Source organism: Psychromonas sp. Urea-02u-13 (genome assembly GCF_002835995.1).
In the GTDB taxonomy this organism is placed as follows: Bacteria; Pseudomonadota; Gammaproteobacteria; order Enterobacterales; family Psychromonadaceae; genus Psychromonas.
Window position 1 is genome coordinate 41069 of the sequence record NZ_PJBZ01000041.1, and the last position, 25635, is coordinate 66703.

Sequence of the window (25635 nt, forward strand, 5' to 3'; positions counted from 1 at the left end):
TGCTTTTCCATTTTTCTCGTTAAGGCAGACAGACACAATACAAATTACCCACTACAGCGTGTAAAACTTGGTTTACCTGCTATACAGTGTAATAATTTATTTACTTGTTATAGCGTGTAAGGTAAATATGAAAATCTCCACAACAAAACAACTTAGTGCATATTTAAAGGATGTTCGTTTAGATAATGAATTATCGCAAACGGATGTCGCTAAAAAAGTTGGAGTACGCCAAGATACTGTTTCAAATTTTGAGTTGAGAGCAGGAACAACCAAGATGGATACTTTTTTTAAACTGCTTTCTGCGCTTGAATTAGATTTTGAAATCACACCTCGTAATAGCAAAACTGGCGATGATGAGTCGGGCTGGAAAGAGGAGTGGTAATGGCTACCTTAGATGTCTACCTCACTCAGTGACATTAAAACGAGTACTGAACAAATAATTATAGATGTTCAAGCTCGCTTACCAGTAAATTTTAGGCAAAAAAAACCACGTTACTTTTTATATCAAGTAACGTGGTTTTTTATTAACTTTTCAGTTATTCATCCAGTAGGATTAAACAGGCATTTTAGCCAATTTAGCGCAGACTAGATCACCAAATTCAGCCGTGCTTACTAAGTTCGCTTCGCCCGCTTTAGAAAGGTCAGATGTTGAATAACCATCTTCAAATACACCTTGCATAGCAGCCCAAAGATTTTTAGCTTCTTTTTCCATACCAAAGCTCATTTCAAGCATTAGCGCAACAGAGCCAATCATTGAGTATGGGTTTGCAATACCTTTACCCGCGATGTCTGGCGCAGAACCATGTGATGGTTCGTAGTAAGATTTTTCAGGACCTTTACAAGCAGAAGGCATAAGGCCTAAAGAACCTAAGATACCGCCGCCTTGGTCGCTTAAGATATCACCAAACATGTTTTCCATAACCATTACATCAAACATCGTTGGTTTTAAACATAGGTAAGTCGCTGCAGCATCAACTAATATATTGATAACTTCAACTTCAGGGAAATTAACTTTCTCTTCTTCTACGATTTCATTCCATAAAACGCTTGATTTTAATACGTTTGATTTATGGATGTTGTGCATTACTTTTTTACGTTTCATTGAAACTTCAAAACCAACACGTACGATTTGACGGATTTGATCTTCATCGTATTCAAGTACTTCACGTACAAAACGACGACCTTGTGCATCAACGCCTGTTTCTTTCTCGCCGAAGTACAAACCACCCACTAATTCACGAATAAGCATAATGTCGATACCTTCACCAACAACAGATGCTTTAAGTGGTGAAAAGTGTGCAAGACCTTTTGGCAGGTAAACAGGACGGAAGTTAGCGTAAGTATTGTAACGACGACGAAGTGGTAATAATGCGCCACGTTCAGGTTGCTCATCAACAGGGATTTTTTTAGAATCTTCGTGGTTAAGGCCAATCGTACCTTTAAGAATTGCATCCGCTTTATCACAAGCAGCTTTAGTTTCATCAGGGAATGCTTTACCCGTTTCAAAGTAAGCAACAGCACCAAACAATACGTCGTTTAGTTCAAAGTTTACATCAGCGTTACGCTGTTCAACTAATTTTAATACTTTTACTGCTTCAACCATTACTTCTGGACCGATACCGTCACCAGCAAGTAATGCGATGTTATATGTTGTCATTTTAATTCCCTGAATGATAAATGTAGATTGTTTGAAATTCTTGCATGCATCATAAGGAAAAGTGCCCCTAGTTTCAAACTTCGCGACACTTTTTTACTCTTTAGGTGATTATTTATGCAGTTTTGTTGAATACTAATAGTGATAAGCAATATCCAAAAGTGACGCATTTTTGTTTCAGCTAAAAAACAACAAGTGCATTATCTCATCCTGTTTAACGCCGATTAATAGCAAGTGCATTAAAGCAGTGATCTTATATTGCATAAGAAAAACGCGTTTTAACCGGCAAGGTTGATCACAGATTAATTAGGTTGCTATAAGTAATAGGTAAAACTCGATGACGGCGATAACAAAAAACACCGACGACAGTGCTTGCCAAAACTTGAGCGGATGCCTTTCCATAAACGACAGCTTGGGCAACGACACAGCGCTATTGCACGTCACTCTATCAAGTTCAGTGATAAATTCACTCATCGAGCTATAACGCTTATCGATATTAGGGTGTGTCGCACTACTCAGCACCACATCTAAATGTTTGGGCAGTCCAATTCTAAAGCGTTGAATATCACGATATAACCAATCTGAATTGGCCACTTTATGTAACGATTGCAGATTATTCTCTTGATAGGGTAAACCGCCAGAAAGTAACTCATAGGTGATCACGGCAATCGAAAAAAGATCCGATAACACACTGGTTTCGCCCTTATAAAGGTACTCGGGTGCAATATAATCCGCAGCCCCTAGTGGCACCTCTTCTACTGTTTTTGATATCTCGTCTAACCCTTTGATTTTAACGGTTCCAAAATCGATAAGAGTAATGTGATTATGCTGAGAGATAAGTATGTTTTCCGGTTTTAAATCTCGATGCACCATCGCTGAACGTTGTAAAACACGCACCGCATTAACCACTTTTTTAACAATAACCACCACCTCTTCAAAGGCAGGTTGCGGGTTTTCATACATCCATTGACGTAATGTGATGCCCTCAATATATTCACAAATATGATAAAGAAAGGGGGATTTTTCAATGCGCGCTTGAATGGCCATAATATTAGGGTGTTTTAATCGTTGCCCTACCCACTGCTCTTTGTAAAATCCATCAAGGTAAGTTTGGTCGTGCGCATAATTCAAAGAGGGCATTTTTAATACCACTTGTTTATGGGTACTTTTTCCCGTGGCTAAATAGACATGGCTACGTGTCCCTTCGTGCAATACTTTATCGACTTTAAAGCCGTCAATTTCATTGCCTTGTTGCATCGCTGGCGGGATCACCAACTTACTTAGGTTTTTAAATACCTCATTAAGACCGGGGTTAGGTAATGGCCCCACTGTCAGCAATAAACAACTCAAATTATCGATGCTACCGTGATTAAGCGCATCATTACAAATGGCTTTAGAGAGCGCTTCTAACGTCTTTGCAGTAACCTCAATATCTTGATGACAACGAAGGTGTTCAATGATCATTTTACTCGTTAGTACATCGTGTAAACCATCGCTGGACAATAAAAAAACATCTCCTTGCTGCAGAGACAGGCTACGATAATCAATATCGATATGCCAATCCATGCCTAGCGCACGTGTTAAAACACGGCTATCACCACCAGCAGAGCGGCAATGGTCTTGCGTGAGTTGCGTTAAACTACCTGCTCGGAAGCGGTAAATACGACTATCTCCTACATGAAAAATATGCGCCGTTGTTGACTTAAAAATAACGCTACTAAAAGTCGTGATCAAACCGTTATGGCGAGCATCTGCTTGACTGTGATGATACAACCAAGCATTTAATGCGTTTAATACCTTGCCGGCCGATTTCTTTACATCCCAGCTTTGCTCCGTACTGTAATAGTCACTGATAAATTGTGTCACACTGGTCTGACTAGCTTGTTGCCCATTATTGCTGCAGCTAACACCATCTGCAAGACAGGCAACAACCCCTTTAAATTGTTTCTCTGAATATGAGCTTGGGTCTTTAACCGCAAAGGCATCTTGGTTAACATCACGTTTCCCTGCTGTTGAATATCCGCCAATACAAATGTCCAGCTTTGTGGTCATTATTTTACTCATATCAAATTTCCCAATTTATACTTGTATTAATGACTGCCAACATCAATTAATGTGACACTACCATCTTCATTTATTTCGGCTATTTTTCCTTTTGGCTCAGTCATAAAGAGCAAGGTTACTAAACCAGCAAATGCGGTAACAGCGATCACATAAAAGAAGGTTTGGTAATCAACAAACGACAAGATAGTCAGGTAGACAACCGCTCCAACATTACCGTAAGCCCCTGTCATGCCCGCGATTTGTCCTGTCATACGACGCTTTATTAACGGTACCGTTGCGAAGACAGCGCCTTCACCGGCTTGTACAAAGAAAGAACATAACATCGCAGCAGCAACGGCTAGCCATAACGTCCATTGCCCTGTGATTTGTGCCATTAATAAATAACCTAAGGCTAAACCTGCAGTCAAAATAATCAAGGTTGATTTACGACCAAAGCGATCGGAAAGCCAACCACCACCAGGACGTGAAACTAAGTTCATAAAGGCGTAAGCAGATGCCACCATACCGGCAACCACCGGCGTTAATTCGAAGGTTTCTAAGAAGAATAATGGCAACATCGAAACAACCGCTAATTCAGATCCAAAGGTCGCAAAATAAAGCACATTTAACACCGCCACTTGTTTGAATTTATAACGATGAATCTCTTCGACAGGTGTCGTAAAAATGTGTTTATTCACTTTCCACACCTGAGTCCATTCATAGACATAAAGTAAAACTAACAGGGTATAGATAACATAACAGGCTCCCGTTGAGAGCATATCGATATTCGTCGGTGATAACTTCCAGGTTAACAGTGCTAATGCCGCATACATGGGTATTTTCATCAACAATAAAAGAAAGAAATCGCCCTTAGAAGTGACTTCCATGGCGGTTAAATTAGCCGGTTTGAAATACGTGGCGCCCTTAGGGGTATCACGAATGTTGTGATAAAAAACAAAGGAAAAAGCTAAGCTTAATAACCCAGTGACCACCATGGCATAACGCCAGCCTTCATCGCCACCAAATAACAACGCCACCGTAGGTAATGTAAACGCGGCAGCCGCACTACCAAAGTTACCCCATCCACCATAAATACCCTCTGCGGTGCCTAGCTCGTTATGCGGGAACCACTCTGAAACAAGGCGAATACCAATCACAAAACCTGCACCAATAAAACCTAATGCAAAACGTGAAATCGCAGCTTCTAAAAACGTCTCAGAAAATGCGAAGGTAAAACAAGGGATAGCACAGAGAAAAAGCAAGGCTGAATAAACGATGCGTGGCCCATATTTATCGGTTAGCGAACCGACAATAACTCGCGCTGGAATCGTGATGGCGACATTAAGAATCAATAACGTTTTAATTTGCTCAGTGGTTAACCCTAGTGTTTCTTTTACCGATTGTAATAAAGGGGCAAAGTTAAACCACACGGCAAAGGTAATAAAAAAGGCCATCCAGCTTAGGTGTAATGTTTTCATCTTTCCTTGAAAAGAAAAAATGTTAAATGAGCTTTTACTCATAGTAAATTCCTGTTTTAAACTTTATTTGGGTAACGGTCCTATTAATGAAATAGAGCCTTAATAATTTAGAGAGCGTTAATAACTTAGAGAGCGTTAAAGGCGCTTATTAACTCGCCTCTTTAAGCTGTACTTGATTACTTTCAATCCGCACATTAAAGGTTTTTAACCTATGCTCTGAAGAATCTAAACACTCTCCCGTACTCAAATTAAAACGCTGCTTATATAAAGGAGAGGCCACATAGGTAATATCTTCTGTTGATCCAATTAAGCCTCGAGACAGTACATTTGCTTCACCGAATGGGTCAAAATTAGCGACGGCATAAACATTATCAGTTTGCTTACACAAAAAAATAGCCACTTGTTGTTTGTTAAAAAGTGCGCAGACCCCCGCATTAGGCGTTAAGTCGCTCAAAGTACAGATATCAGTCCATGTTGTATTATTTAAGTTATTTTCCATCATTTTTCTCCTTTTAGACTAATTCTGTGATGTGAATTTTGTTATCATTTTTAGTGGTAGGGAAACGCTGTTCTCTCTCAACTTTAAATTCAAGACCCGCATCAGCTTCATGACTATTGATGTAATGTTTGAAACGCTTTAGTTTTTCAGGATCTTCAATGGTTGTTTTCCATTCACACTGGTAGTTTTCAATGTTACTTTCCATTTCCGCTTCTAACTCAGCATTAATGTTTAGAGAATCATTGATGATGACATCTCTTAGGTATTCAATCCCACCTTCTAAATTCTCCAACCATACAGAGGTACGTTGTAGACGATCAGCAGTACGAATATAAAACATGTAAATACGGTCTACATAAGTGCGTAATTGTTCATCGGTTAGATCAGATGCAAACAAATCACCATGGCGAGGACGCATACCGCCATTACCACCAAAAAACAGATTCCAACCGTTGTCTGTTGCAATCAAACCAAAGTCTTTGCCTTGCGCTTCAGCACATTCACGCGTACAACCAGACACACCAAACTTAACTTTGTGTGGAGAGCGTAATCCTTTGTAACGATTTTCTAGATCAATCGCAAAACCGATACTATTTTTAACGCCGTAACGGCACCAAGTGCTACCAACACAAGCCTTAACTGTACGTAATGACTTACCGTATGCATGCCCTGTTTCAAAACCGGCATCAACTAACCTCTTCCAAATAGCAGGGAGTTCATTTAACTGCGCACCAAATAGATCGACACGTGCTCCACCGGTAATTTTTGTATAAAGGTCGAACTCTTTAGCAACTTGCCCGATAACGATTAAACCATCTGGTGTAATTTCACCACCCGGAATACGTGGAACAACAGAGTAAGTCCCATCTTTTTGCATATTACCTAGGTAGTTATCATTAGTGTCTTGTAAACCAACATGTTCGTCTTCTAGTACATAATCATTCCAGTAAGAAGCTAATATATTAGCAACGGCAGGTTTACATATTTCACACCCGAGTCCAGAGCCACATTCAGTTAATAATACAGAAAATGTTTTAATTTTTTTAACGCGGATAATATCGGCTAGTTGTTGACGAGAATAAGCAAAATGCTCACAGATATCATTTTTAACTTCAAAACCCAGAGAAGCTAACTCACTATCCAATACTTGTTTTGCTAAAGGAGCACAACCACCACACCCAGTCGCCGCTTTGGTTGAGCTTTTGAGATCTCCCATATTGCAGCAGCCAGCTGCAACCGCTTGTTTAATATCCCCTTTACTGACATCGAAACATGAACAAATAGCAGCAGTATCAGGTAGCGCATCAACACCTAAACCAGTAGATTGCTCATCATCTGAGCTTGGTAAAATAAGTGCACTAGGGTTATCCGGTAACACCATGTCGTTTAACTTTAATTGCAATAACGTGCCGTAAGCATCCACGTCACCCACTAAGACTGCGCCCACCAGCTTCTTGCCATCTTGCGAAACAATCAAACGTTTATAAACTTGCTCAATTTCATCATGATAAGTATATGACTGCGCACCTTCAGTTTTTCCATGTACCTCACCAATACTGGCAACATCAATCCCTAATAACTTCAATTTAGTACTCATATCGGCACCAGTAAACGCAAGATCAGTGTTGCCGTTAATATGTGCAGCCACCACTTTTGCCATCTGATAACTCGGTGCCACTAAACCAAAAATAAAGTTCTCCCATAACGCACATTCACCAATCGCATACACATTGTCAGCACTGGTTTGGCAGTGATTATTGATAACAATGCCACCACGCTCACCAATATCGATACCCGATAAACGGGCTAATTCATCCTGTGGGCGAATGCCGGCGGAAAAGATAATCGTATCCGTTTCTAAAAAACTGCCATCTGCAAAGTTCATACGATAACGACAAAATTCCCCAGCAATAATTTCAGTGGTGGCTTTTCCGGTATGCACTTTTACGCCAATCTCTTCAATTTTACGGCGTAATAATGCACCACCCCCTTCGTCTAACTGCACCGCCATTAAACGTGGTGCAAACTCTACAATATGTGTTTCTAAACCTAAGTTGACTAATGCATTACCCGCCTCAAGGCCGAGTAAACCGCCACCAATAACAACACCCACTTTGCTTGTTTTGCCCGATTCAGTGATCGCTTCTAAATCATCAATAGTACGATAGACATGGCAATGTGCTTGGTCATTACCCGGGATAGGCGGCACAAAAGGAAAGGAGCCCGTGGCTAAGACTAATTTGTCGTAACTTTCGATACGGCCACTTGCTGTGATGATGTGTTTGTTGGCAAAGTCGAGCTCAACCACTTTGTCATTGAGTACAAATTTAATGCCATTTTCGTGGTAATAATTATCATCCGTTAACGATAAATCATCCGCTGTTTTTCCCGAAAAGAAGTAACTTAATTGCACACGATCATAAGCAAGGCGTGATTCCTCTGAAAAGGTGATCACCTCATAATTACTCAGCCCATCGTTACCTTTTTTGTCTTGAATAAGGTTATCAATAAACTTGTGCCCGACCATACCGTTGCCAACCACAACAATGCGTTGTTTGCTCATAATGCTATTTCCTTTCTCAATGATATTACTTACTGTTTAATTTGATTTATTCAGTAGCGATTCATTTAGGGTTATAGCAATGCAGATGCCACTTTCAAAAGGCCTCGTTAAAAAGGATTTATAACCCCATAAAATTCAACAACTTAAATCGCGATAAAATTTAAGTGTCGTTAAATAGCGGGTATTCCACGGGTTGATTTGTTATAAAAATGTAACAATTTAGTGCGTCACGCACCAAAAGAGAGCGCTTTCTTTACTTTTTAACTTACCGCTAATGGGCCATCGACCATAAAGGGATTGCCGAGAAGCAAGCTGTTACCTATTGATTTTGTTGGCAATAGTTAAATTTAATTATTTTATATTAAATTGTTGCCCTAGTTGGTGTGGTCTTTGCTCTATCTGTTTATTAATCAATACAAGCAAATGACCATTAAGAGAGTGCATATGACAATAAAAAAAAGCTTATGGACAAAAACAACCTGTGCATATTGTGGTGTTGGTTGTGGCATTGAAGCCAAAGTAAATAGACAAGGCACACTCGATATACAAGGCGATAAAGGCCATCCTGCCAATTATGGCCAGTTATGCTCTAAAGGTTACGCGCTTGGAGAAACGGTCGGCCATCAAGGACGATTATTAACCCCAAGCATTGATGGTGTTGACAGTGATTGGGCAAGCGCACTTGAATATGTGGCCTCGCAATTTTCTGAAACCATTAAAAAACACGGACCCGATTCAGTTGCGTTTTATGTCTCTGGACAGTTATTGACTGAAGATTATTATGTCGCAAACAAATTAATGAAAGGTTTTATCGGTAGCGCGAATATCGATACAAACTCACGATTATGCATGTCCTCGGCGGTTGCTGGGCATAAACGTGCTTTTGGCAGTGATACGGTGCCAATTTGTTATGAAGATATTGAAATGGCTGATTTGGTGGTCATTACCGGCTCTAATTTGGCCTGGTGTCATCCGGTTTTATTTCAACGTTTAAAAGCGGCTAAAAAGCAACGCCCTGAGTTATTCATTGTGGTCATTGATCCAAGAAAAACCGATACCTGCTCCATTGCAGATTTACATTTAGCCATTCAACCAGACACAGATGTCGCTCTTTTTAATGGCCTATTGCGCTATTTAGCCAAGCATAAAAAAATAGATACGGATTATATAGAAAAATACACAGAAGGGTTTGAGGAAGCGTTAACCAGTGCAATCAACGACAGTACAGATCAACAGCAATTATTAAACACATTAATGATTAACGACGTTGATTTAAATACGTTTTACCAGAAATTTTCTAATACCGATAAAACCCTGAGCATCTACTCACAAGGTGTTAATCAGTCTACACAGGGAACCGATAAAGTAAACAGCATTATCAACTGTCATATCGCCACGGGTCGCATCGGTAAGCCGGGTATGGGCCCCTTTTCAGTGACCGGGCAACCCAATGCGATGGGCGGTCGAGAAGTGGGTGGACTTGCTAATACGCTAGCTGCACATATGGAGTTTGGCGATAACCAGGCTCAGCAACTAATCAGTGATTTTTGGAAAACAGACACCTTAGCAAGCCGCCCTGGTCTTAAAGCCATCGACCTATTTGAGGCGATGGGTGAAGGTAAGATTAAAGCCATATGGATAATGGCGACCAACCCTGTCGTGAGTTTACCCGATAGCACAAGCATTATTGCGGCACTTAAAAAATGTCCCTTAGTGGTTGTTTCAGATTGCATCAAAGACACCGCCACCACACAGTTGGCGAATGTATTATTACCCGCACAAGGTTGGAGTGAAAAGTCAGGCACAGTGACCAATTCAGAACGACGTATATCTCGTCAGCGCAGAATTTTAGCCAGCCCAGGCGAAGCTAAAGCGGATTGGTGGATAATTTGTGAAGTTGCCAAACGAATGGGATTTACACAGGCCTTTAACTATTTTCACGAAGGGGAAATCTTTTCTGAGTATGCAAAAATGACCACACTGGGTAACCAAGATGGATTAACACAATTAGATGCGCAGGGTTACAGTCAGTTAACACCGCAACAATGGCCCGTCACCACGTTACAGACTGCGATTATCCAACAACGCATGTTTACCGATAATCGTTTTTTTAGCGCCAATAACAAAGCACAATTTATTGCTGTTGCTGTACAAAAATCCGTACTGGCGCCTTGTGAAGAGTATCCCTTACAAATGAACAGTGGGCGCATTCGTGATCACTGGCACACTATGACAAGAACAGGCCTTTCAAGTCGATTAAGCGCCCATATTAGTGAGCCTTTTGTCTCCATTAATCATGATGATGCACAGCATAAAAACGTACAAGATGGCGATTTAGCCAGCGTAAGCAGTGCGCAAGGTGCCATTTTAGTACGTGTCTCGATATCAAAAAAGATACCTAAAGGACAAGTGTTTATTCCTATTCATTGGAATCAACAAACAGCCAGTAACGCCAGTGTCTGCACGTTAATTACTAACAGTAATGTCGACCCAATCTCTGGGCAACCGGCGTTTAAGTCCAGCGCCGTTAATATTAAAAAATGGCATTACCAGAGTGAAGCCATTTTTTTAAGTCGTCAGCAACTTGATATCAGTGAATTAGGCTTAAGTCAGTTTGATTACTGGGTTAAACAGAAAGTTGAAAATGGCTATTTGTATCGACTTGCAGACGCGATGTCACCTGAACGCTTGAATGAGCGATTAAAACAATTAATTAACCGATATTCACTGGTGAATCAACAGGCGCATAAAACCCTTGATTATGCTAATCAGCAAAAGACACTGTACCGCTATGCTCGCCTTCATCAGGAGCAAATTTTGGGTGCTTATATTGTGGCGACACAATTACAAAATAATGCCTTTGATTGGATAGAAAACCTGTTTGCACACCCTGTTGATCTGAGCACAGAACGCTCACTGCTATCAGGATGTGCACAAGGTCAATTAGTCTCAGGCAAGATTATTTGTGCGTGTAAACAAGTTGGGCTAAACACCCTTAACAATGCCATTAACAGTGCTATTAACAACTGCATTGCAACACCAGGTAAATCTTCACTTGAACAACTCTGTCAAACCACAGGGGCAGGCACAGGTTGTGGCAGCTGTCTGCCAGAAATCACTGAACTATTAAATGAGCAAACTGTTTAGTTAGCCTTTCGAAGGCTAATTTAGCAATAATGAACAATACCAATTCCATTAATTTATGGATCTAATATTACATAGGAAAAAGGAGCTAGTTCAAGGCGGAAGTTGCCGTAAATGGTTGTTCCCTTTACAAAACTTACAACGCGGAAATAGCTTCTTTTAACCAGTAAGATTGATCAGTTAGTTAGTGGTATTGGTATAATCTATAGGGATATAAAATGAAAGAACAAACCATTAAACAAATCATGACAACAAGCCCAGTCACGGTGCAATACCAAACACCCTTAAAGGAGATTATCAATATACTCGCGAAGGTGAAGCAAGCCCATTTACCGGTGGTTAATGAAGCCAATAAGTTAATTGGTTTAGTCTCACAAATAGACTGCCACAAAGCGTTGTTTAGCAGTGTTTATCATGGTGAGCAAACTGTAAAAGTGAACGACATTATGCTTAGTTTATATACCCATGCTACTTCAAGATGCAAAGTCAGCAAGGGAAATTGTGCTGATATACTAGGCATAAAATTGAAGCCTAGTCATTCTAAGTCGAAATTTTATAACGACGTAGATTGGTACAAGTTACCTTGCCCTACGGGGCGCAAGCTCGAAAACCAGCCCAGCGTTACAACAATCGAAAAGTGAATAACAATTACCTCATGTTGTGCCTTGCTCTGGTTATCGAGCTTGTGCCTGACAAAGCATCTTGAGGTAGCATGGGTATAGATCACCCTCGCGCCCGATGATAATGTGACAGAGGTATTTCTAAAAACTCGCGAGGAAACGGCAAACGTATTTCCTGTATTAGAAAAGGGTATTTTAGTCGGTATGGTTAATCGCGTGGATTTATTATCGCTACTCAATATATTAACCTGCCACAATGCACGCCGGATTAAATAGTGCGACAGTGAAACGGTGTCCATAACGTAATACAAGACAGAAAATGTAAGACAAAAAAATGCACTGCTAATAGCAGTGCATTTTAATTAAGCGCCATGATGTCACTAATACCTTTAGCCTACACCGGGTTATCGATATCAATATAAGTGACATCAAACTCTAATTCGTCGCTTAACCATTGCCCTAATGCTTGTACGCCGTAGCGCTCGGTTGCATGATGCCCAGCTGCAAAATAGTGAATACCCATTTCACGTGCGATATGTGTTGTACGCTCTGATATTTCGCCACTGATAAAGGCATCGATGCCCTGCTCTGCTGCAATAGTAATGTAATCTTGTCCGCCACCGGTGCACCATGCGATGGTTTTTATCTCTTTTTTACCGCCATCAATATGCATTGGCGCGCGATCTAATACTTGCTCAATACGTGTGCTTAGTTCATCTGGCGTGATCGCCTCTTCAAATTTACCCACACGGCCTACGCTGCGTTTATCCCAAGGTTCAAGGGGGCGTCTATCGGTGATTTGTAATAATTTAGCCAGCTGTGCGTTGTTGCCTAATTCAGGGTGAACATCCAGTGGCAAGTGATAAGCATATAAGTTGATACCATTTTCAATCAGCGCTTTAATACGCTTGTATTTCATGCCGATAATTTCTTGCTTTTCGCCTTTCCAGAAAAAACCGTGATGCACTAAAATAGCATCCGCTTGTTGCTCAATCGCGGCATCAATTAACGCTTGGTTAGCGGTTACACCTGTGATTATTTTTTTAACTTCTTCACGCCCTTCAATTTGTAAACCATTAGGGCAGTAATCTTTGAATTGATGAATTTCTAAGAATTGGTCAAGTTTATTGGCAAGTTTTCTGTTTTTCATGGTTAGCTCATAATAAGAAAATGAATAATTATGAGCTATTGTAGCGGAACGCTTTACAGCAGGTAACTATTTGGAATAATAAATGAGAATTGGCTCCCCTCTCCTAAGTTACTTTCGATGTTTAGCTCGCTGTCATAATGACTTAATGCGTGTTTCACAATCGACAACCCTAACCCTGAGCCTCCGGTATCACGTGAACGAGATTCATCAACACGATAAAAACGTTCAGTCAGATGTAAAATGTGCTCTGGTGCAATACCATCACCGTTATCCATCACACAAAAATATGCCCCGGTTTCACAAGCGCGCCAAATCACTTTAATCGCACCATTTTTAGGCGTGTAATTTACTGCGTTATAAACAAGGTTTGCCATCGCACTGCGTAATTGCATCTCGTCGCCAAGCAGTTGTAATTTATCTTCCACTGCAAAGTTGAGTTGTAATTTTTTATCTTTAGACAGCGTGTGTGCTTCATTTTCAATTTGTTTCAACATCGCTGGCACATTAACTTCGTCATCAAAATCGATGCTAGCAGCACCTTCTATTTTTGACAGCGTCATTAATTGCTCGACTAACGAACACATACGCGATGTTTGTTGATCTAATACAGTAATGGCTTTTTCTTGGCGTGATCCGGCTTCACTTTGCATACCGAGTATCTCAATATAGCCTTGTAATACCGTTAATGGCGTACGTAACTCATGGGAAACATTGGCTACAAACTGGCGTCGTTGCTCGTCTAATTGGCGGTAAGTGGTCACATCACGAACAATCAAAATACGCTGATGTTTGGCGTAAGGCATCACGCGGAACTCAAGCATTTTTTCTGCGTTAATGGGTGACGTAAGATCTAACGGTTGGTCATAATCACTGCTTTTAAGATGTTCAACAAAAAGAGGATTACGTATCAGGTTGGTAATATTGTCACCAGAATCTTCTGGCCACTTAAAGCCAAGTTGGAACTGAGCTAAACGGTTGCACCAGATTATCTCGCCACTTTTATGGAACACCACCACGGCATCGGGTAAGGCTTCTGAGCCCTCACGAAATCGGCTGATCACAGAGGCTAAATTATTACGCCTTTTACGATGACGTTGTTGCATATTATGAATACCAATAAAGGCATGTTCCCACTCAGATTTCCCATGGGGTAAAACGGTACTGTGGCTATTCCATAACCAATTATTTAGGATTTTCAGATAATAATAATGCCAAATAATGTGCACAAAAAAAGACACTAATAATAATTCTTGTAAACAATCAAATAGCGCGCCCACAATAATAACCGGCAGGTATACAAATACCAGCCCCCACATCAATGCCTTCCATGAATAGATTTTCAATTTTTAGTCTTCTATGGTTATTGCTTGGTCGAGAAACGGTAACCTGAGCCACGTACTGTTTGCACAAGATAATCATGATCTTTTAATGCTTTGCGTAAACGTCTGATATGCACATCAACCGTGCGATCTTCAACGTAAACGTTAGTACCCCAGACATTATTAAGTAATTGCTCACGGCTATAAACACGTTCAGGATGAGTCATAAAGAAGTGTAATAATTTAAACTCTGTTGGCCCCATGTCTAATGGCGAGTCATCGAGTGTGGCACGATGTGAAATGGGGTCTAACTTCAGTTTTCCAACTTCTAATGTATCATCAAGTGACGTTGGATTAACGCGGCGTAATACCGATTTAAGGCGCGCCATTAACTCTTTAGGTGAAAAAGGTTTAGTCACATAATCATCGGCGCCATTTTCAAGGCCACGGACTTTATCTTCTTCTTCGCCACGAGCCGTCAACATCACCACAGGAATTTGGCGTAACATTTCATCGACTTTAAGATATTTAAGTAGCTTGATACCGCTGCCACCTGGGAACATCCAATCTAATAGAATAAGGTCAGGGTAAGGTTCACCAAGTTGCTCTAATGCGACTTGATAACTATCAGCTTCTATACACTCGTAGCCATGTTGTTCAAGAACAAAACATAACATATCACGGATTGCGACTTCATCTTCGACTACTAATATACGACTTGCCATAGTACTTACCTGTCTATCTAAATTTAAAGTGGCGCTATTATTACCTCGCATTATGACACTTATATGACAAAAGCTCATAAACTGTCATAAATACCAACCACATTTAATTTGTGATCAGCCTTACTTGTTAAAACGAGCACTATCTACGTTATGAATTTTATTCAAAACGTCCTATTCTTCACCACGTTGTGGCCAGCTAAAGCTGTTCAAAATCATTCCATACGATTTTGTGAAAGGAGAATAACTACTTCCTACAACTCATGCCTTGATAGCACTCATTTTTCCTACGCAATACAAGATCACATATTTAATGCACTTGGTATAACAACGAGTAAACATCAACAATTGCTCAGTTCGGCTATCTTAGCGTATCTATTCACGAAAAAGTGCGACTTTACAAAATTAATCGGTGCGCTTTTACATTTTAAACGAGCAATAAAATGTGTTGTTCTGAGCATTTATTAAAAAATGGTAAACTCTTTTTCAAATTTCATTTACACTCTTCCCTCTGATTTTTATTTTAAGGTGTTTCCCATGTTTTTCAAAAACCTACAAGTTTATCGTTTTACCCGTCCACTAGAGCAAGATGAAAAAGCGTTAGAGCGAAACTTAGAAGAGTTTAAATTTAAACCTTGCGGAAGCCAAGATGTCTCAAAATTAGGCTGGATATTCCCAATGGGAAAAATCGGCGCAATGTACACCCATACAGCCAATAAACAAATTCTTATCTGCCTTAAAAAAGAAGAAAAAATGGTACCGGCAGGTGTGATTAAAGATCAGCTAAATGAACGTGTTGAAGCGATTGAAGCTGAGCAAGGTCGCGCATTAAAGAAAAAAGAAAAAGACTCTTTAAAAGAAGAGATCATGATGCAGTTATTGCCACGTGCCTTTAGCCGTACTTCACAAACGTATGCGTGGATAGACCCTGAATCAGATATGCTTTATGTTGATGCTTCAAGCGCGCGTAAAGCCGAAGAGCTAATCTCGTTATTACGTAAAACATTAGGTAGTTTACCGGTTGTGCCAATTCAACTTAAAAACCAAGCTGATGTTGTGATGACTGACTGGTTAGTAGAAGGTAATATTCCAACAAATTTCAAATTAGAAGATGAAGCTGAATTGTGCTCTGCATTAGAAGGCGGCGGTATTATTCGTTGTAAGCAACAAGACCTGCTTTCAGATGAAATAAAAAATCATCTTTCATCGGATAAATTTGTGACTAAACTTGCGCTGAACTGGGCTGATAGCATCTCGTTTATCATTGGTGAAGAGTTTATGCTGAAACGCATTAAATTCTCTGATGTATTACAAGAGCAAAATGAAGACATTGAAAAAGATGACTTTGCAGCCCGTTTCGATGCAGATTTTGCGTTAATGACAGGTGAAATCAAACTGCTTGTTCCAGCTGTGATTGAGGCTTTTGGTGGTCAACAGACACTATAAGCAAACACACACAACGTCGTACAAAATGACGCAAAAGAGGCTTTCACTCAATAGCCTCTCTAAAAAACAAACCTTAGAAAAACCGCTTAAAAAAAGCGGTTTTTCTGTTATTATTCTCGCTTAATTTTCCCATCAATTAAATGAGATTTATTAACATGAGTGTATCAATATTTGGTAGTGCTAAATCCCCCAGTGCAACAAAAGCCCTTTTACTCGGTTCGGGGGAGTTAGGTAAAGAAGTCGCGATTGAACTACAACGCTTTGGCATTGAAGTGGTAGCGGCAGACAGTTATGAAAATGCCCCAGCAATGCAAGTTGCCCATTCATCTCACGTAGTATCAATGCTTGATGGCGATAAGCTAGAGCAGATTATCCGCGCAGAAAAACCTGATTTTATCATTCCTGAAGTCGAAGCGATTGCCACTGATACCCTTGTTAAGCTAGAAAAAGAAGGCTTTAATATTATCCCTTCTGCACGTGCCACTAAGCTCACCATGGACAGAGAAGGCATTCGTCGCCTTGTCGCAGAAACACTTAGCGTTAAAACCTCTCCTTATTTCTTTACTGATATAAAAGAACAATATCTACAAGCCGTCAAAGAAGTCGGTATTCCCTGCGTCGTTAAACCGGTCATGAGTAGCTCAGGTAAAGGACAAACCGTGATTAAATCTGATACAGATTTAGATGCTGCCTGGGACTATTCACAAGAAGGCGGTCGTACTGGCGCCGGTCGCGTTATTGTAGAAGGATTTGTACCCTTTGATTATGAAATCACGCTACTGACGATCAGTGCGATTGATGGCGTACATTTTTGCGCGCCTATTGGTCATCGCCAAGAAAATGGAGATTACCGTGAGTCATGGCAGCCACAAGTAATGTCTGATATTGCACTTCAACAAGCACAAGACATTGCAAAAAAAGTGGTCACTGAATTAGGCGGTTATGGCCTGTTTGGTATGGAGTTCTTTATTAAAGGTGATGAGGTTTACTTTAATGAAGTTTCACCACGTCCACACGACACCGGTTTAGTAACTTTACTTTCCCAGGATGCGTCAGAGTTTGCATTGCACGTTCGTGCCATTTTGGGCTTCCCTATTGGCACTATCACGCAATATGGCCCAACGGCATCGAGTGTTATTTTAGGTAATGGTAAATCAGAAGATATTCAATACAGTAATATCGCCCAAGCATTAGGTCTGGTTAATGGCGCACAAATTCGTCTTTTTGCAAAACCCGATATTAATGGCTCACGCCGCTTAGGTGTTGCGATTGCCCGTGGCGATGATACCAACAGCGCCGTTATTAATGCCAAACTGGTTTCTGATGCCGTCAATATTAAGTATTAGTACTGGATAACAGGCAATAAAATAGATTCGTAATTACTCAGCACCCGGCTAAAACGTGTGCTTTTCATACGAAAATAGACAGTAACTGTTCAGGGCTAAGCTATTTATGCTTAGTTCAAGGCGAAAAAGCGCAGTTTAGTCGTTTAAATACTTCGTACATCCTGTACTACGCCCTTCGGGCCAACCTACGGATGTTCAAATTTATTCCCGATAAATTTGTGAGCATTTTTAAACACGGTTATCGTCAGATAACTGAAACTTTACCTTGAACAGACCTTAAATAGCGACGGCCTGAGTAGTTACATAGATTCAATTGTAAAAAAGGTAACTTCGGTTACCTTTTTTTATGCCTACAAAACCCCTTTATGCTCATAAAAACAGCACCTTCTCTATAAAACTGTAAATAAAGCTTGAAATATAGACAAAATAATGTACTGTTGTTTTATACAGTGTTTATTCATACAGTATTTGTAAGGTGGTTTTATGTTATCTCGCTATCAGCAACAGGCAAACAACAATTCATTCAATGTTAGACATATTGATTCACATATCAGCAAGTCGCAAAACAGATTAACCTTGAGTTATGATCTGAATAACTATCACCCGCTTCTGCAGCACTTACAAACCTCAGAGGATCCAAGGTGGATCCTATTTATTGCGCCACCAGGAAAACCTAACTTTCAGTTTTTACAGCAAGCAGGTATTAATAAAAGCCGTATTATTACGCTTAACCAAAAGCAGCTAAATGATCCGGATCAGCTTTTTAAAGACGCACTCGCGAGTAATAATTACGCGGCCGTTATTCGTTGGGTAGCGAAGTGTAATAAACCACTAATGAATGAGATAAATCAATTAACAGCCGATTCTAATACCCACTGTTTTGTTTATTGCGCACAATAAACGGTATAATAAGTGCTTATTAAATACTTTCTAGGAAGCACCTATGTACCCATACTGCGATAAAACAAAAAATATCATCAATATGATTGGAAGTGGCGATGCAGCTTACGTACCAAAAGCAATCACCTGCGCGATTAAAGCCTTAGATGCGATAGCAGCCAATGAGCAACTAGATAACACCACACGTGAAGATGCCGCCTTTGCAGCGGCTAACTTAGTATTAAGTGATTATAACGACAACGATTAATCGAGACTTATGTTGTTAGAGAAGATCTGTAGAGAAGGTTATTAGAGAAAGCTGTTGTGACGATTGTAGCGAAGGTTGTAAGTGACTATCGTTAGAGACAGCTGTCATCGAAGGTTGTAAGTGACTATCGTTAGAAACGGCTGTTAGTGAAGGAAACAGCAGGCTAAAGGCAGGCAAAAAAAAAGTAAGAAAACACTGTGTGTTTGCTTACTTTTTCTCGTTTCAGGCATAAGCCAAAGTGAAACGAATTAATTAACGGTTTTTAACGCTTGCTCTTGTAACTCTTTTTGAATTGAAGCCAGCTCCATTAACGCATATTTATATTCAATAAACTCATGGATATTAGTGGTTGTGGTGAGTTTAAAGTAATAAATCGCCTTGTCTAAATTACCCGATAGTTTATGAAAATGACCCAGGTAAAAATACGCTTCACAAAGACGCTGCGCGATCTCTTTGTTTGTTTCTACGCCATTACCAATAGTTTCAAAAAAGGCTTTCTCTGAGGTACGTCCCGCAATCACATCAATCAATGACCAGACATAACGATTGTCACTGCCTGTTGATTGCTCTTCTTGTAATGTAATCAGTGCTTTCTCAGGGTCAATCTTACTGTCGATAATGTAACGCCATAATGTACGGTAAGGGTCGCTTTTATCCATTTCGTAAAAAGTATTAATATCACGTGATGCCAGTGGGTAACGCTTCACTTGATAAAGCCCTACTGCACGGTGTAAATAACTGTATTGCATTTTACCATTGAGCTCGATAGCTGCATCAAAGGCATCAAAAGCTTCGTCATATGACTGACCTAATAACAGGTAAATCCCAAGAGAATTGTAAGCATCTGGAAATGCGGGATCAGCATTGATAGATTGTGTGAAATCGTAACGACTGTGAGCACTTAACCCCATGCGGTCATAAATAATGCCACGTTCATAAAAGAGCAATGCTTTCTGTTTTGAATCCCCTTTATGTTCTGCAATAAGCTGATTAAGGCGTAATAATTTAACTTCATCTTGATAATCAATCTGTACTGCTGTTGCAACCGGTAATACGACCATCGGGTTGGTTTTTTCTTTATGGCGGGTATTATTTTGAGGCACTGATTCACAGGCAGTTAAAACAGCAATAAGAGGCAATAAAGTGAGTGCTGATAGTTTCAATTTCATGAATAAAGCCTTATGGATAAGAGTTTTAAGAGTGAACTATAATAATAACAAAGTAAAGGTAGATAATGATTTGAGGACAAAAAGTCGTGAATAGAAGTAGGTTTAATGGTACTTAGACAGGTTTAATGGCGCTTAGAAAGCTTTATTACAGACAAGTCCCCGCTCTGCATAATTTCACATCTTCTTGCAAATACTTTTTAGCGATACTTATTTTTTGTTTTTGCAATTTATCTTCAAGAATAGTTAGGGGCTCTCCTGCTGTTATTGTAAAGGGAGTAACTGCCCAAATAACCGCCATCATATAAATACTATTTTCACCGCGCATTATTTTGTAATAACCCAATTCACCTTGTTTAGTATCACGTCTATATGAACAAGCATATTGCCCATAAAAAACCTTTTCAGGTACCCATGATGGTGAACTTGGTTGGTAAATAATGGCGTTTGCACAAATGCTTTCAATGATGTCTTCAACCGAAACAGCAAAACGCTGTACGCTCATCGATTGTGGCAAATTAGTCAATTTTTGTTTATTAATGTGTGTCAGCTTATCGGCTTCATCCGGTTTGATCGGCTCATATTCAATTTCAAAAAAACGTTCTAATTTGAGATCCTTTGTTTTCTGCCAACCATTCGCCCAACCAGGATACGTCGGTGCAAAAAAACGTTCTTCTTGAACAAGCTCATCGGCAATGGATTCATCGCCTAGTTCTAAGTCAATTAATAAGTTATTACAAGGTGTTGTAGAGTAGTGAATAGTTCCTTCGTCGTCGCACTTATAGACCTCAGCATAAAGAGGCGCAGTGAATATAAATAGAAAAATATAAATGAACGGTTTATAGAACATAAAAATTAAAGGAACCTTTTATTTTATAATAAGTTATTTTAGCTTACTTCTTATTTTGAAAAACGGTGAAAGAAAATAGCCTTATTTATAAATCAAGTTTATGAATGTCATCTTGAGAGAAACGTTTTTGTAAAACTGATTTTTTTTCCATGTACATCTCTCCACCTTTTGCAATACTAAAATGATCTGGATTATCATTATGCAAACTTTGGTATGCCATAATTATCTGTAACGTATCCGCTTTTTGTTTTTCATCAAGTGGGTTACCATCTAGCCATCGACCTGTCTCAACTGATTGTTTTAACTTACTATATAGTGATGGCGATAGCTTTTTAGCATACTCAGTAATATTTGACACTGTAAATTCCCATTAATTACAAAAATTATCTATGCTAAGTATATTGATTTAACGGAATATTTCTACTGATGATTATTAAGACAGCGATGAAACTCTCACTTGTGTGCTCTGCACTGCTATTAACAGCGTGTAAACCTTGGGTGAGTGACAATATTGGTAGTATTTGTAAAGACTCACCTGAGCTTTGCGAAGACCTACACAAAATTGGAGATTGTCGTTTTAAGCGTACTACTGTCATTCGTGCACGCTATTACGACAAAATTGATCCCACTGAAATAAACAAACGAGACTTACTCACAGAGCTCGATGAATATGAATCATGTTTAGAACTCACTTTGTTTATGCAATATACACGTAATAAAAATCGTAAAAAATTACGTTTAGAGAATTACCTTAAAGCGCAGGAACTCATTCAAATAAATCTCAAAGAAAGCAAAGGCACTAAAGATCCCATGCTCGCTTATTATCTTTGGACACATCATCAAGACATGCAGGCTCGGAGAGTATTTTTAACCTTCGCAACCAAAGAGGATATCCGCGATCCTAAAATATTGTTTAAACTCGCAACGATTTATTCCAAAGACAATGCGCAAACATCACTCAATCTATTTTATAAAGCCTTGCGTTATACGACCTCATTAAAGCAAACGTCTCCCGCGACCTTTACCATGATCATGACGATTTTTTACCAGAAAAAATTATTTGAAGAAGCTTATGTCTGGGCGTTAATCGCTAAAAAAGAAGATGAAAATGATGAGTACCCTATTAATTTAGAATTAATATTACAAAAGGGGAAAAGCCACGGTGATAGGTTAATTTTGAATGAAGTACAACTGAGGGAAAGAGCGCAGCAATATTATCTACAGTTAAGTGAGGGTAAGTTTCAAATAGAAGCGCCTATTTTACCCTAGTAAAAAAGGCTATGTCTGAGTAAACTGTTGTAAACCTGCCATACTTTATTTATGTGTTAATTACTATCAAGGTGATACTCATGAATGAACAACAATTTACTCCTTTTTTACAACAGCTTAAGTTGTTAAATCCCAGCCAAAAACAACGTCTTCACCATAATCTAGAAGCTCTCGAAACCTCAGCTGAAGAAGTATTAACAGTCAAAGCGACTTTACGCGAGTGTCCTCATTGCCAATCTGAAAAATTAAAGCCTTGGGGTTCAAGCCATGGTTTGCCTCGTTATCGATGTGTAAAGTGCCTCAAAACGTGCAACCCACTAACAAAATCACCGCTCGCAAGACTACGTAAACGAGATAAATGGTTACTCTATGCTCAGGCTTTAATTGATGGTTTAAGTATTAGAAAGGCCGCTAAATTATGTGGTGTAAATAAGAATACCGCTTTTCAGTGGCGTCATCGATTTCTAGCCTTGGCAAATACTCATCAAGCAATACATGAAGAGGGAATTGTTGAAGCCGATGAAACGTTCTTCCTTGAGTCATTCAAAGGCCAACGAAATTTACCTAGAGAAGCAAGGAAGCGTGGCGGAGTTGGAAAAACGAGAGGAACGAGTGACGATCAAATTCCAGTATTAGTTGTGCGAGATAGACATAAATCTACAGCGACAATTATCTTAGATAGAATTGATGCGATACACATAGAAGCTGCTTTATCACCACTAGTAGAGAGTGATGCCATCCTGTGTACGGATGGTGCAGCCGTTTATTCTGCGTTTTGTAAAAAGACGGGAATAGAACACGAAGTGATCAAGAGTAAAGGTCCAAGAGCTAGGGGAGCTTTCCATATTCAAAACGTTAACGCATTTGATAGTCGGTTAAAAGGATGGATGAAGCGATTTAATGGAGTGGCCACAAAATATCTCGGTAACTATCTTGGCTGGCGTCGAATGTTAGAGCGGTATCAAGGAGGGATAACACCAGATATTTGCTTGTTTGAAGCTGTCGGGCGAACGCCGCAACAGCTAATTCAGACATAGCCATAAAAAGGCTTTATGCATATTGCCATAAAGCCTTTATCGTGTTGTTCTAAATAGGTCAGCTATTTATTAGTTTAAATGACGTGTGCATTTCAATAACATGATTGAATGCGCACCAAGTTGAACATCCTTTTTAATATGCTTTTCTTGAGTAGTTAACGCCCCTGTTGTACAGGCACTATCAACTTTCACTTTCCAAACTAGACCTTTTTCAAGCGCAGGTAATTGACAGGTTATCTGATAACTCGATGCATTTAAGATTAAGTACCAGTGCTCCCCACTTGAAACTGCTTCATGTAATTCAACTGCAATCGCTTGTGAGTTAGTGGCATGCCAATCAACATCTTCCATCAAATAACCATCAGGATGATACCATTTCACTAAATCAGAATTCTCACATCGATCTAAGCAATCATCGCGCAGCGCTAAACTGCCAAACAAACGAGAGTCTTGACGTAATTTAATCATGGCTGAGGTAAACGCTAAAAGCTGTTTATTCACCTCAGTAAGATTCCAGTCAAGCCAAGTCAGTTTGTTATCTTGACAATAAGCGTTGTTATTACCCGATTGGTGATTACCCATCTCATCGCCAGAAAGAAAATGCGGGGTGCCCTGCGACAATAATAACGTAGTGATAATATTACGTTTTTGTTGCTGACGTAATGCGTTAATACGCTTACTCTCGGTTGCACCCTCAACACCATAATTAGCAGAAAGATTATTACCGTGACCATCACGGTTATTTTCTTCATTCGCCAAGTTATGGCGCTCGGCATAAGAAACCAGATCATCTAAGGTAAAACCATCGTGGTAACAAATGTAATTAACACTGGTTGAATTAGCACGGTAACGTTTAGCAAACACGTCTCGAGAACCCAACAAACGGGTTGCTACTTCTGCAACATGGCCTGTGTCTCCACGCCAAAATGAGCGCATGGTATCGCGATAACGATCATTACATTCAAGCCAATCACTAGGGAATCCGCCTAAACGATATCCACCAGGACCAATGTCCCAAGGTTCAGCAATCAAGGTGGCTTGGCTTAAAACAGGATCTTGCAATACCGCTTTAAAGAAAGCACTTTGCTCATTAAAACCTTCGCTTTCACGTGCTAAAGTCACCGCTAAATCAAAACGGAAACCATCGACCTGCATCTCAGTTAACCAATAACGCATGGAGTCTAATGCCAGCTTTAATGTCCAAGGGGCATTTAGATTGACGGTATTACCACAGCCAGAATGGTTACTGTGTTGCTGGTAATTCAACGCGCCATTATCTTGATGTTTTTCAAAAGTATAATAGTTACGGTTATCAAACCCTTTCAGGCTCAATATTGACCCATCTAACCCAGACTCCGCAGTATGGTTATACACCACATCAAGAATCACTTCGATTCCCGCTGCATGTAACTCTTTAACCATGGTTTTAAATTCTTTTACTGCATCAAATTGCGCATAACGGCAATCGGGCGCAAAAAAGTTTATTGGGTTGTAACCCCAATAGTTAGTCAAACCCAGAGTTTTAAGTCTTGGCTCACTCATAAAACTAAAAATAGGCATAATTTGTAAACTAGTAATGCCTAATTTTTTGTAATGCTTAATACTAATGGGATCCGACAAGCCAAGGTAAGTACCACGTTTTGAGACGGCTATTTTGTCATTAAGCTGACTAAAGCCTTTAACATGTACTTCGTAGAGAATACGATCGTTATCCGTTAACAGTGGCTTTTTAGTCGCCCCCCAGTCAAAGCTATCATCGACAACAACAGACTTAACAATATGATGCCCTGCGCTGCTATTCTCAGCATCGCTAAAACTATGTTGAACACGGTTTAGTGCTTTAGCATAGGGATCAATCAATAAGTTGTTTTCATCAAACACATTGCCATTAAGTGCATTTTTTTCACCAAAAACGCGGTAACCATAACGTTGACCGGCTTCGACTTTATTGACAAAAATACTCCATAGATGCCCTTGTTTTACATCAAGTGCATAACGGGCAATCTCATTTTCACATTTATCAAATAAACACAGTTCAACACGGTAAGCGCCTAAACTGTAAACCGAGAAATGACAGCCCGATTTCTGAGGGTCAAGCACAGCACCGAGGGGCAAAAAATGCCCGTTCGATACTGAAAAAGGATGAGCATGTGTATCTAATTCAAGTTGATTATCAGACACT

General features: G+C 39.8%; 22 protein-coding genes. 10 read left to right on the forward strand and 12 right to left on the reverse strand.

Annotated elements, in window-relative coordinates:
* Positions 1-127: 127 nt before the first annotated feature.
* Positions 128-382 carry a helix-turn-helix domain-containing protein gene (locus tag CXF74_RS03915; RefSeq protein ID WP_101081100.1) on the forward strand — a complete coding sequence of 85 codons (255 nt, stop codon included), beginning with the start codon at positions 128-130 and terminating at the stop codon, positions 380-382.
* Between the two features lie 171 nt (positions 383-553).
* Here the strand turns inward: CXF74_RS03915 and leuB are convergent, their stop codons facing one another.
* From leuB to nirB, 5 genes are all read right to left on the reverse strand, one after another.
* A complete protein-coding gene (leuB, locus tag CXF74_RS03920; protein ID WP_101081101.1) occupies positions 554-1657 on the reverse strand; it encodes a 3-isopropylmalate dehydrogenase in 1104 nt (367 codons plus the stop codon).
* A gap of 303 nt (positions 1658-1960) precedes the next feature.
* Positions 1961-3718 carry a bifunctional protein-serine/threonine kinase/phosphatase gene (locus CXF74_RS03925; protein WP_101081102.1) on the reverse strand — a complete coding sequence of 586 codons (1758 nt, stop codon included), beginning with the start codon at positions 3716-3718 and terminating at the stop codon, positions 1961-1963.
* A gap of 26 nt (positions 3719-3744) precedes the next feature.
* Positions 3745-5217 (reverse strand): NarK family nitrate/nitrite MFS transporter, encoded by a 1473-nt coding sequence (locus tag CXF74_RS03930; protein WP_101081103.1) that lies wholly within the window; start codon positions 5215-5217, stop codon positions 3745-3747.
* Between the two features lie 106 nt (positions 5218-5323).
* Positions 5324-5677: a nitrite reductase small subunit NirD gene (gene nirD / locus CXF74_RS03935; protein WP_232772432.1), complete on the reverse strand. Its 354-nt coding sequence runs from the start codon at positions 5675-5677 to the stop codon at positions 5324-5326.
* A 10-nt stretch (positions 5678-5687) separates the two neighbouring features.
* Positions 5688-8237 (reverse strand): nitrite reductase large subunit NirB, encoded by a 2550-nt coding sequence (nirB, locus tag CXF74_RS03940; protein WP_101081105.1) that lies wholly within the window; start codon positions 8235-8237, stop codon positions 5688-5690.
* Between the two features lie 444 nt (positions 8238-8681).
* Between nirB and CXF74_RS03945 the strand changes: the two genes are divergently transcribed.
* The 3 genes from CXF74_RS03945 to CXF74_RS23070 all read left to right on the forward strand — a co-directional run bounded on the left by CXF74_RS03945 (position 8682) and on the right by CXF74_RS23070 (position 12277).
* Positions 8682-11384 (forward strand): nitrate reductase, encoded by a 2703-nt coding sequence (locus CXF74_RS03945; protein WP_101081106.1) that lies wholly within the window; start codon positions 8682-8684, stop codon positions 11382-11384.
* Positions 11385-11599: 215 nt separating this feature from the next.
* Positions 11600-12022, forward strand: a complete 423-nt coding sequence (locus tag CXF74_RS03950) for a CBS domain-containing protein (protein WP_101081107.1) — start codon at positions 11600-11602, stop codon at positions 12020-12022.
* Between the two features lie 81 nt (positions 12023-12103).
* Positions 12104-12277 (forward strand): CBS domain-containing protein, encoded by a 174-nt coding sequence (locus tag CXF74_RS23070; RefSeq protein WP_442965911.1) that lies wholly within the window; start codon positions 12104-12106, stop codon positions 12275-12277.
* Between the two features lie 118 nt (positions 12278-12395).
* Here CXF74_RS23070 and CXF74_RS03955 read toward each other — a convergent pair whose 3' ends face one another.
* Genes CXF74_RS03955 through phoB form a run of 3 tightly spaced genes read right to left on the reverse strand, consistent with a single transcriptional unit; the run spans position 12396 to position 15195 of the window.
* Positions 12396-13151, reverse strand: a complete 756-nt coding sequence (locus CXF74_RS03955; protein WP_101081108.1) for a Nif3-like dinuclear metal center hexameric protein — start codon at positions 13149-13151, stop codon at positions 12396-12398.
* A gap of 53 nt (positions 13152-13204) precedes the next feature.
* Positions 13205-14494 (reverse strand): phosphate regulon sensor histidine kinase PhoR, encoded by a 1290-nt coding sequence (gene phoR, locus CXF74_RS03960; protein ID WP_101081109.1) that lies wholly within the window; start codon positions 14492-14494, stop codon positions 13205-13207.
* Between the two features lie 17 nt (positions 14495-14511).
* Complete coding sequence (gene phoB / locus CXF74_RS03965) at positions 14512-15195, reverse strand: phosphate regulon transcriptional regulator PhoB (protein ID WP_101081188.1); 684 nt, start codon at positions 15193-15195, stop codon at positions 14512-14514.
* Positions 15196-15729: 534 nt separating this feature from the next.
* Between phoB and rdgC the strand changes: the two genes are divergently transcribed.
* The 4 genes from rdgC (at position 15730) to CXF74_RS03985 (ending at position 19131) form a co-directional block, all read left to right on the forward strand.
* Positions 15730-16638: a recombination-associated protein RdgC gene (gene rdgC, locus CXF74_RS03970; protein WP_101081110.1), complete on the forward strand. Its 909-nt coding sequence runs from the start codon at positions 15730-15732 to the stop codon at positions 16636-16638.
* Positions 16639-16793: 155 nt separating this feature from the next.
* Positions 16794-17984, forward strand: a complete 1191-nt coding sequence (purT, locus tag CXF74_RS03975) for a formate-dependent phosphoribosylglycinamide formyltransferase (protein ID WP_198552769.1) — start codon at positions 16794-16796, stop codon at positions 17982-17984.
* 483 nt (positions 17985-18467) lie between these two features.
* Positions 18468-18884, forward strand: a complete 417-nt coding sequence (locus CXF74_RS03980; RefSeq protein WP_101081111.1) for a SulA-like leucine-rich domain-containing protein — start codon at positions 18468-18470, stop codon at positions 18882-18884.
* Between the two features lie 43 nt (positions 18885-18927).
* Positions 18928-19131, forward strand: coding sequence for a YaeP family protein (locus CXF74_RS03985; protein WP_101081112.1), 204 nt, complete (start codon positions 18928-18930; stop codon positions 19129-19131).
* Positions 19132-19379: 248 nt separating this feature from the next.
* Here CXF74_RS03985 and nlpI read toward each other — a convergent pair whose 3' ends face one another.
* The 3 genes from nlpI to CXF74_RS04000 all read right to left on the reverse strand — a co-directional run bounded on the left by nlpI (position 19380) and on the right by CXF74_RS04000 (position 21505).
* Positions 19380-20300 (reverse strand): lipoprotein NlpI, encoded by a 921-nt coding sequence (nlpI, locus tag CXF74_RS03990; RefSeq protein WP_101081113.1) that lies wholly within the window; start codon positions 20298-20300, stop codon positions 19380-19382.
* A gap of 145 nt (positions 20301-20445) precedes the next feature.
* Positions 20446-21147: a DUF4124 domain-containing protein gene (locus tag CXF74_RS03995; RefSeq protein ID WP_101081114.1), complete on the reverse strand. Its 702-nt coding sequence runs from the start codon at positions 21145-21147 to the stop codon at positions 20446-20448.
* A gap of 85 nt (positions 21148-21232) precedes the next feature.
* A complete protein-coding gene (locus tag CXF74_RS04000) occupies positions 21233-21505 on the reverse strand; it encodes a YeaC family protein (RefSeq protein WP_101081115.1) in 273 nt (90 codons plus the stop codon).
* Positions 21506-21573: 68 nt separating this feature from the next.
* On the opposite strand from CXF74_RS04000, the gene CXF74_RS04005 reads away from it, so the two are divergent.
* A complete protein-coding gene (locus CXF74_RS04005) occupies positions 21574-22416 on the forward strand; it encodes a DUF2989 domain-containing protein (RefSeq protein WP_101081116.1) in 843 nt (280 codons plus the stop codon).
* Between the two features lie 80 nt (positions 22417-22496).
* Entirely contained in the window at positions 22497-23453 is a 957-nt protein-coding gene (locus CXF74_RS04010; protein ID WP_101081117.1) for an IS1595 family transposase, read from the forward strand.
* Positions 23454-23522: 69 nt separating this feature from the next.
* On the opposite strand, the gene glgX is transcribed toward CXF74_RS04010, so the two are convergent.
* Positions 23523-25634, reverse strand: coding sequence for a glycogen debranching protein GlgX (gene glgX / locus CXF74_RS04015; RefSeq protein WP_101081118.1), 2112 nt, complete (start codon positions 25632-25634; stop codon positions 23523-23525).
* Position 25635 lies beyond the last annotated feature (1 nt).

Bases quoted from the DNA above. Each gene is read 5' to 3' on its own strand.
- CXF74_RS03925 (WP_101081102.1), bottom strand. From the start codon at position 3,718: ATGAGTAAAATAATGACCACAAAGCTGGACATTTGTATTGGCGGATAT.
- CXF74_RS03955 (WP_101081108.1), bottom strand. From the start codon at position 13,151: ATGAAAAACAGAAAACTTGCCAATAAACTTGACCAATTCTTAGAAATT.
- nlpI (WP_101081113.1), bottom strand. From the start codon at position 20,300: ATGAAATTGAAACTATCAGCACTCACTTTATTGCCTCTTATTGCTGTT.
- purT (WP_198552769.1), top strand. From the start codon at position 16,794: ATGAGTGTATCAATATTTGGTAGTGCTAAATCCCCCAGTGCAACAAAA.
- CXF74_RS04010 (WP_101081117.1), top strand. From the start codon at position 22,497: ATGAATGAACAACAATTTACTCCTTTTTTACAACAGCTTAAGTTGTTA.
- CXF74_RS03945 (WP_101081106.1), top strand. From the start codon at position 8,682: ATGACAATAAAAAAAAGCTTATGGACAAAAACAACCTGTGCATATTGT.
- CXF74_RS03950 (WP_101081107.1), top strand. From the start codon at position 11,600: ATGAAAGAACAAACCATTAAACAAATCATGACAACAAGCCCAGTCACG.
- leuB (WP_101081101.1), bottom strand. From the start codon at position 1,657: ATGACAACATATAACATCGCATTACTTGCTGGTGACGGTATCGGTCCA.
- CXF74_RS03995 (WP_101081114.1), bottom strand. From the start codon at position 21,147: ATGTTCTATAAACCGTTCATTTATATTTTTCTATTTATATTCACTGCG.
- CXF74_RS03930 (WP_101081103.1), bottom strand. From the start codon at position 5,217: ATGAGTAAAAGCTCATTTAACATTTTTTCTTTTCAAGGAAAGATGAAA.
- nirB (WP_101081105.1), bottom strand. From the start codon at position 8,237: ATGAGCAAACAACGCATTGTTGTGGTTGGCAACGGTATGGTCGGGCAC.
- CXF74_RS04005 (WP_101081116.1), top strand. From the start codon at position 21,574: ATGATTATTAAGACAGCGATGAAACTCTCACTTGTGTGCTCTGCACTG.
- rdgC (WP_101081110.1), top strand. From the start codon at position 15,730: ATGTTTTTCAAAAACCTACAAGTTTATCGTTTTACCCGTCCACTAGAG.
- nirD (WP_232772432.1), bottom strand. From the start codon at position 5,677: ATGATGGAAAATAACTTAAATAATACAACATGGACTGATATCTGTACT.
- CXF74_RS03980 (WP_101081111.1), top strand. From the start codon at position 18,468: ATGTTATCTCGCTATCAGCAACAGGCAAACAACAATTCATTCAATGTT.
- phoB (WP_101081188.1), bottom strand. From the start codon at position 15,195: ATGGCAAGTCGTATATTAGTAGTCGAAGATGAAGTCGCAATCCGTGAT.
- CXF74_RS03985 (WP_101081112.1), top strand. From the start codon at position 18,928: ATGTACCCATACTGCGATAAAACAAAAAATATCATCAATATGATTGGA.
- CXF74_RS03915 (WP_101081100.1), top strand. From the start codon at position 128: ATGAAAATCTCCACAACAAAACAACTTAGTGCATATTTAAAGGATGTT.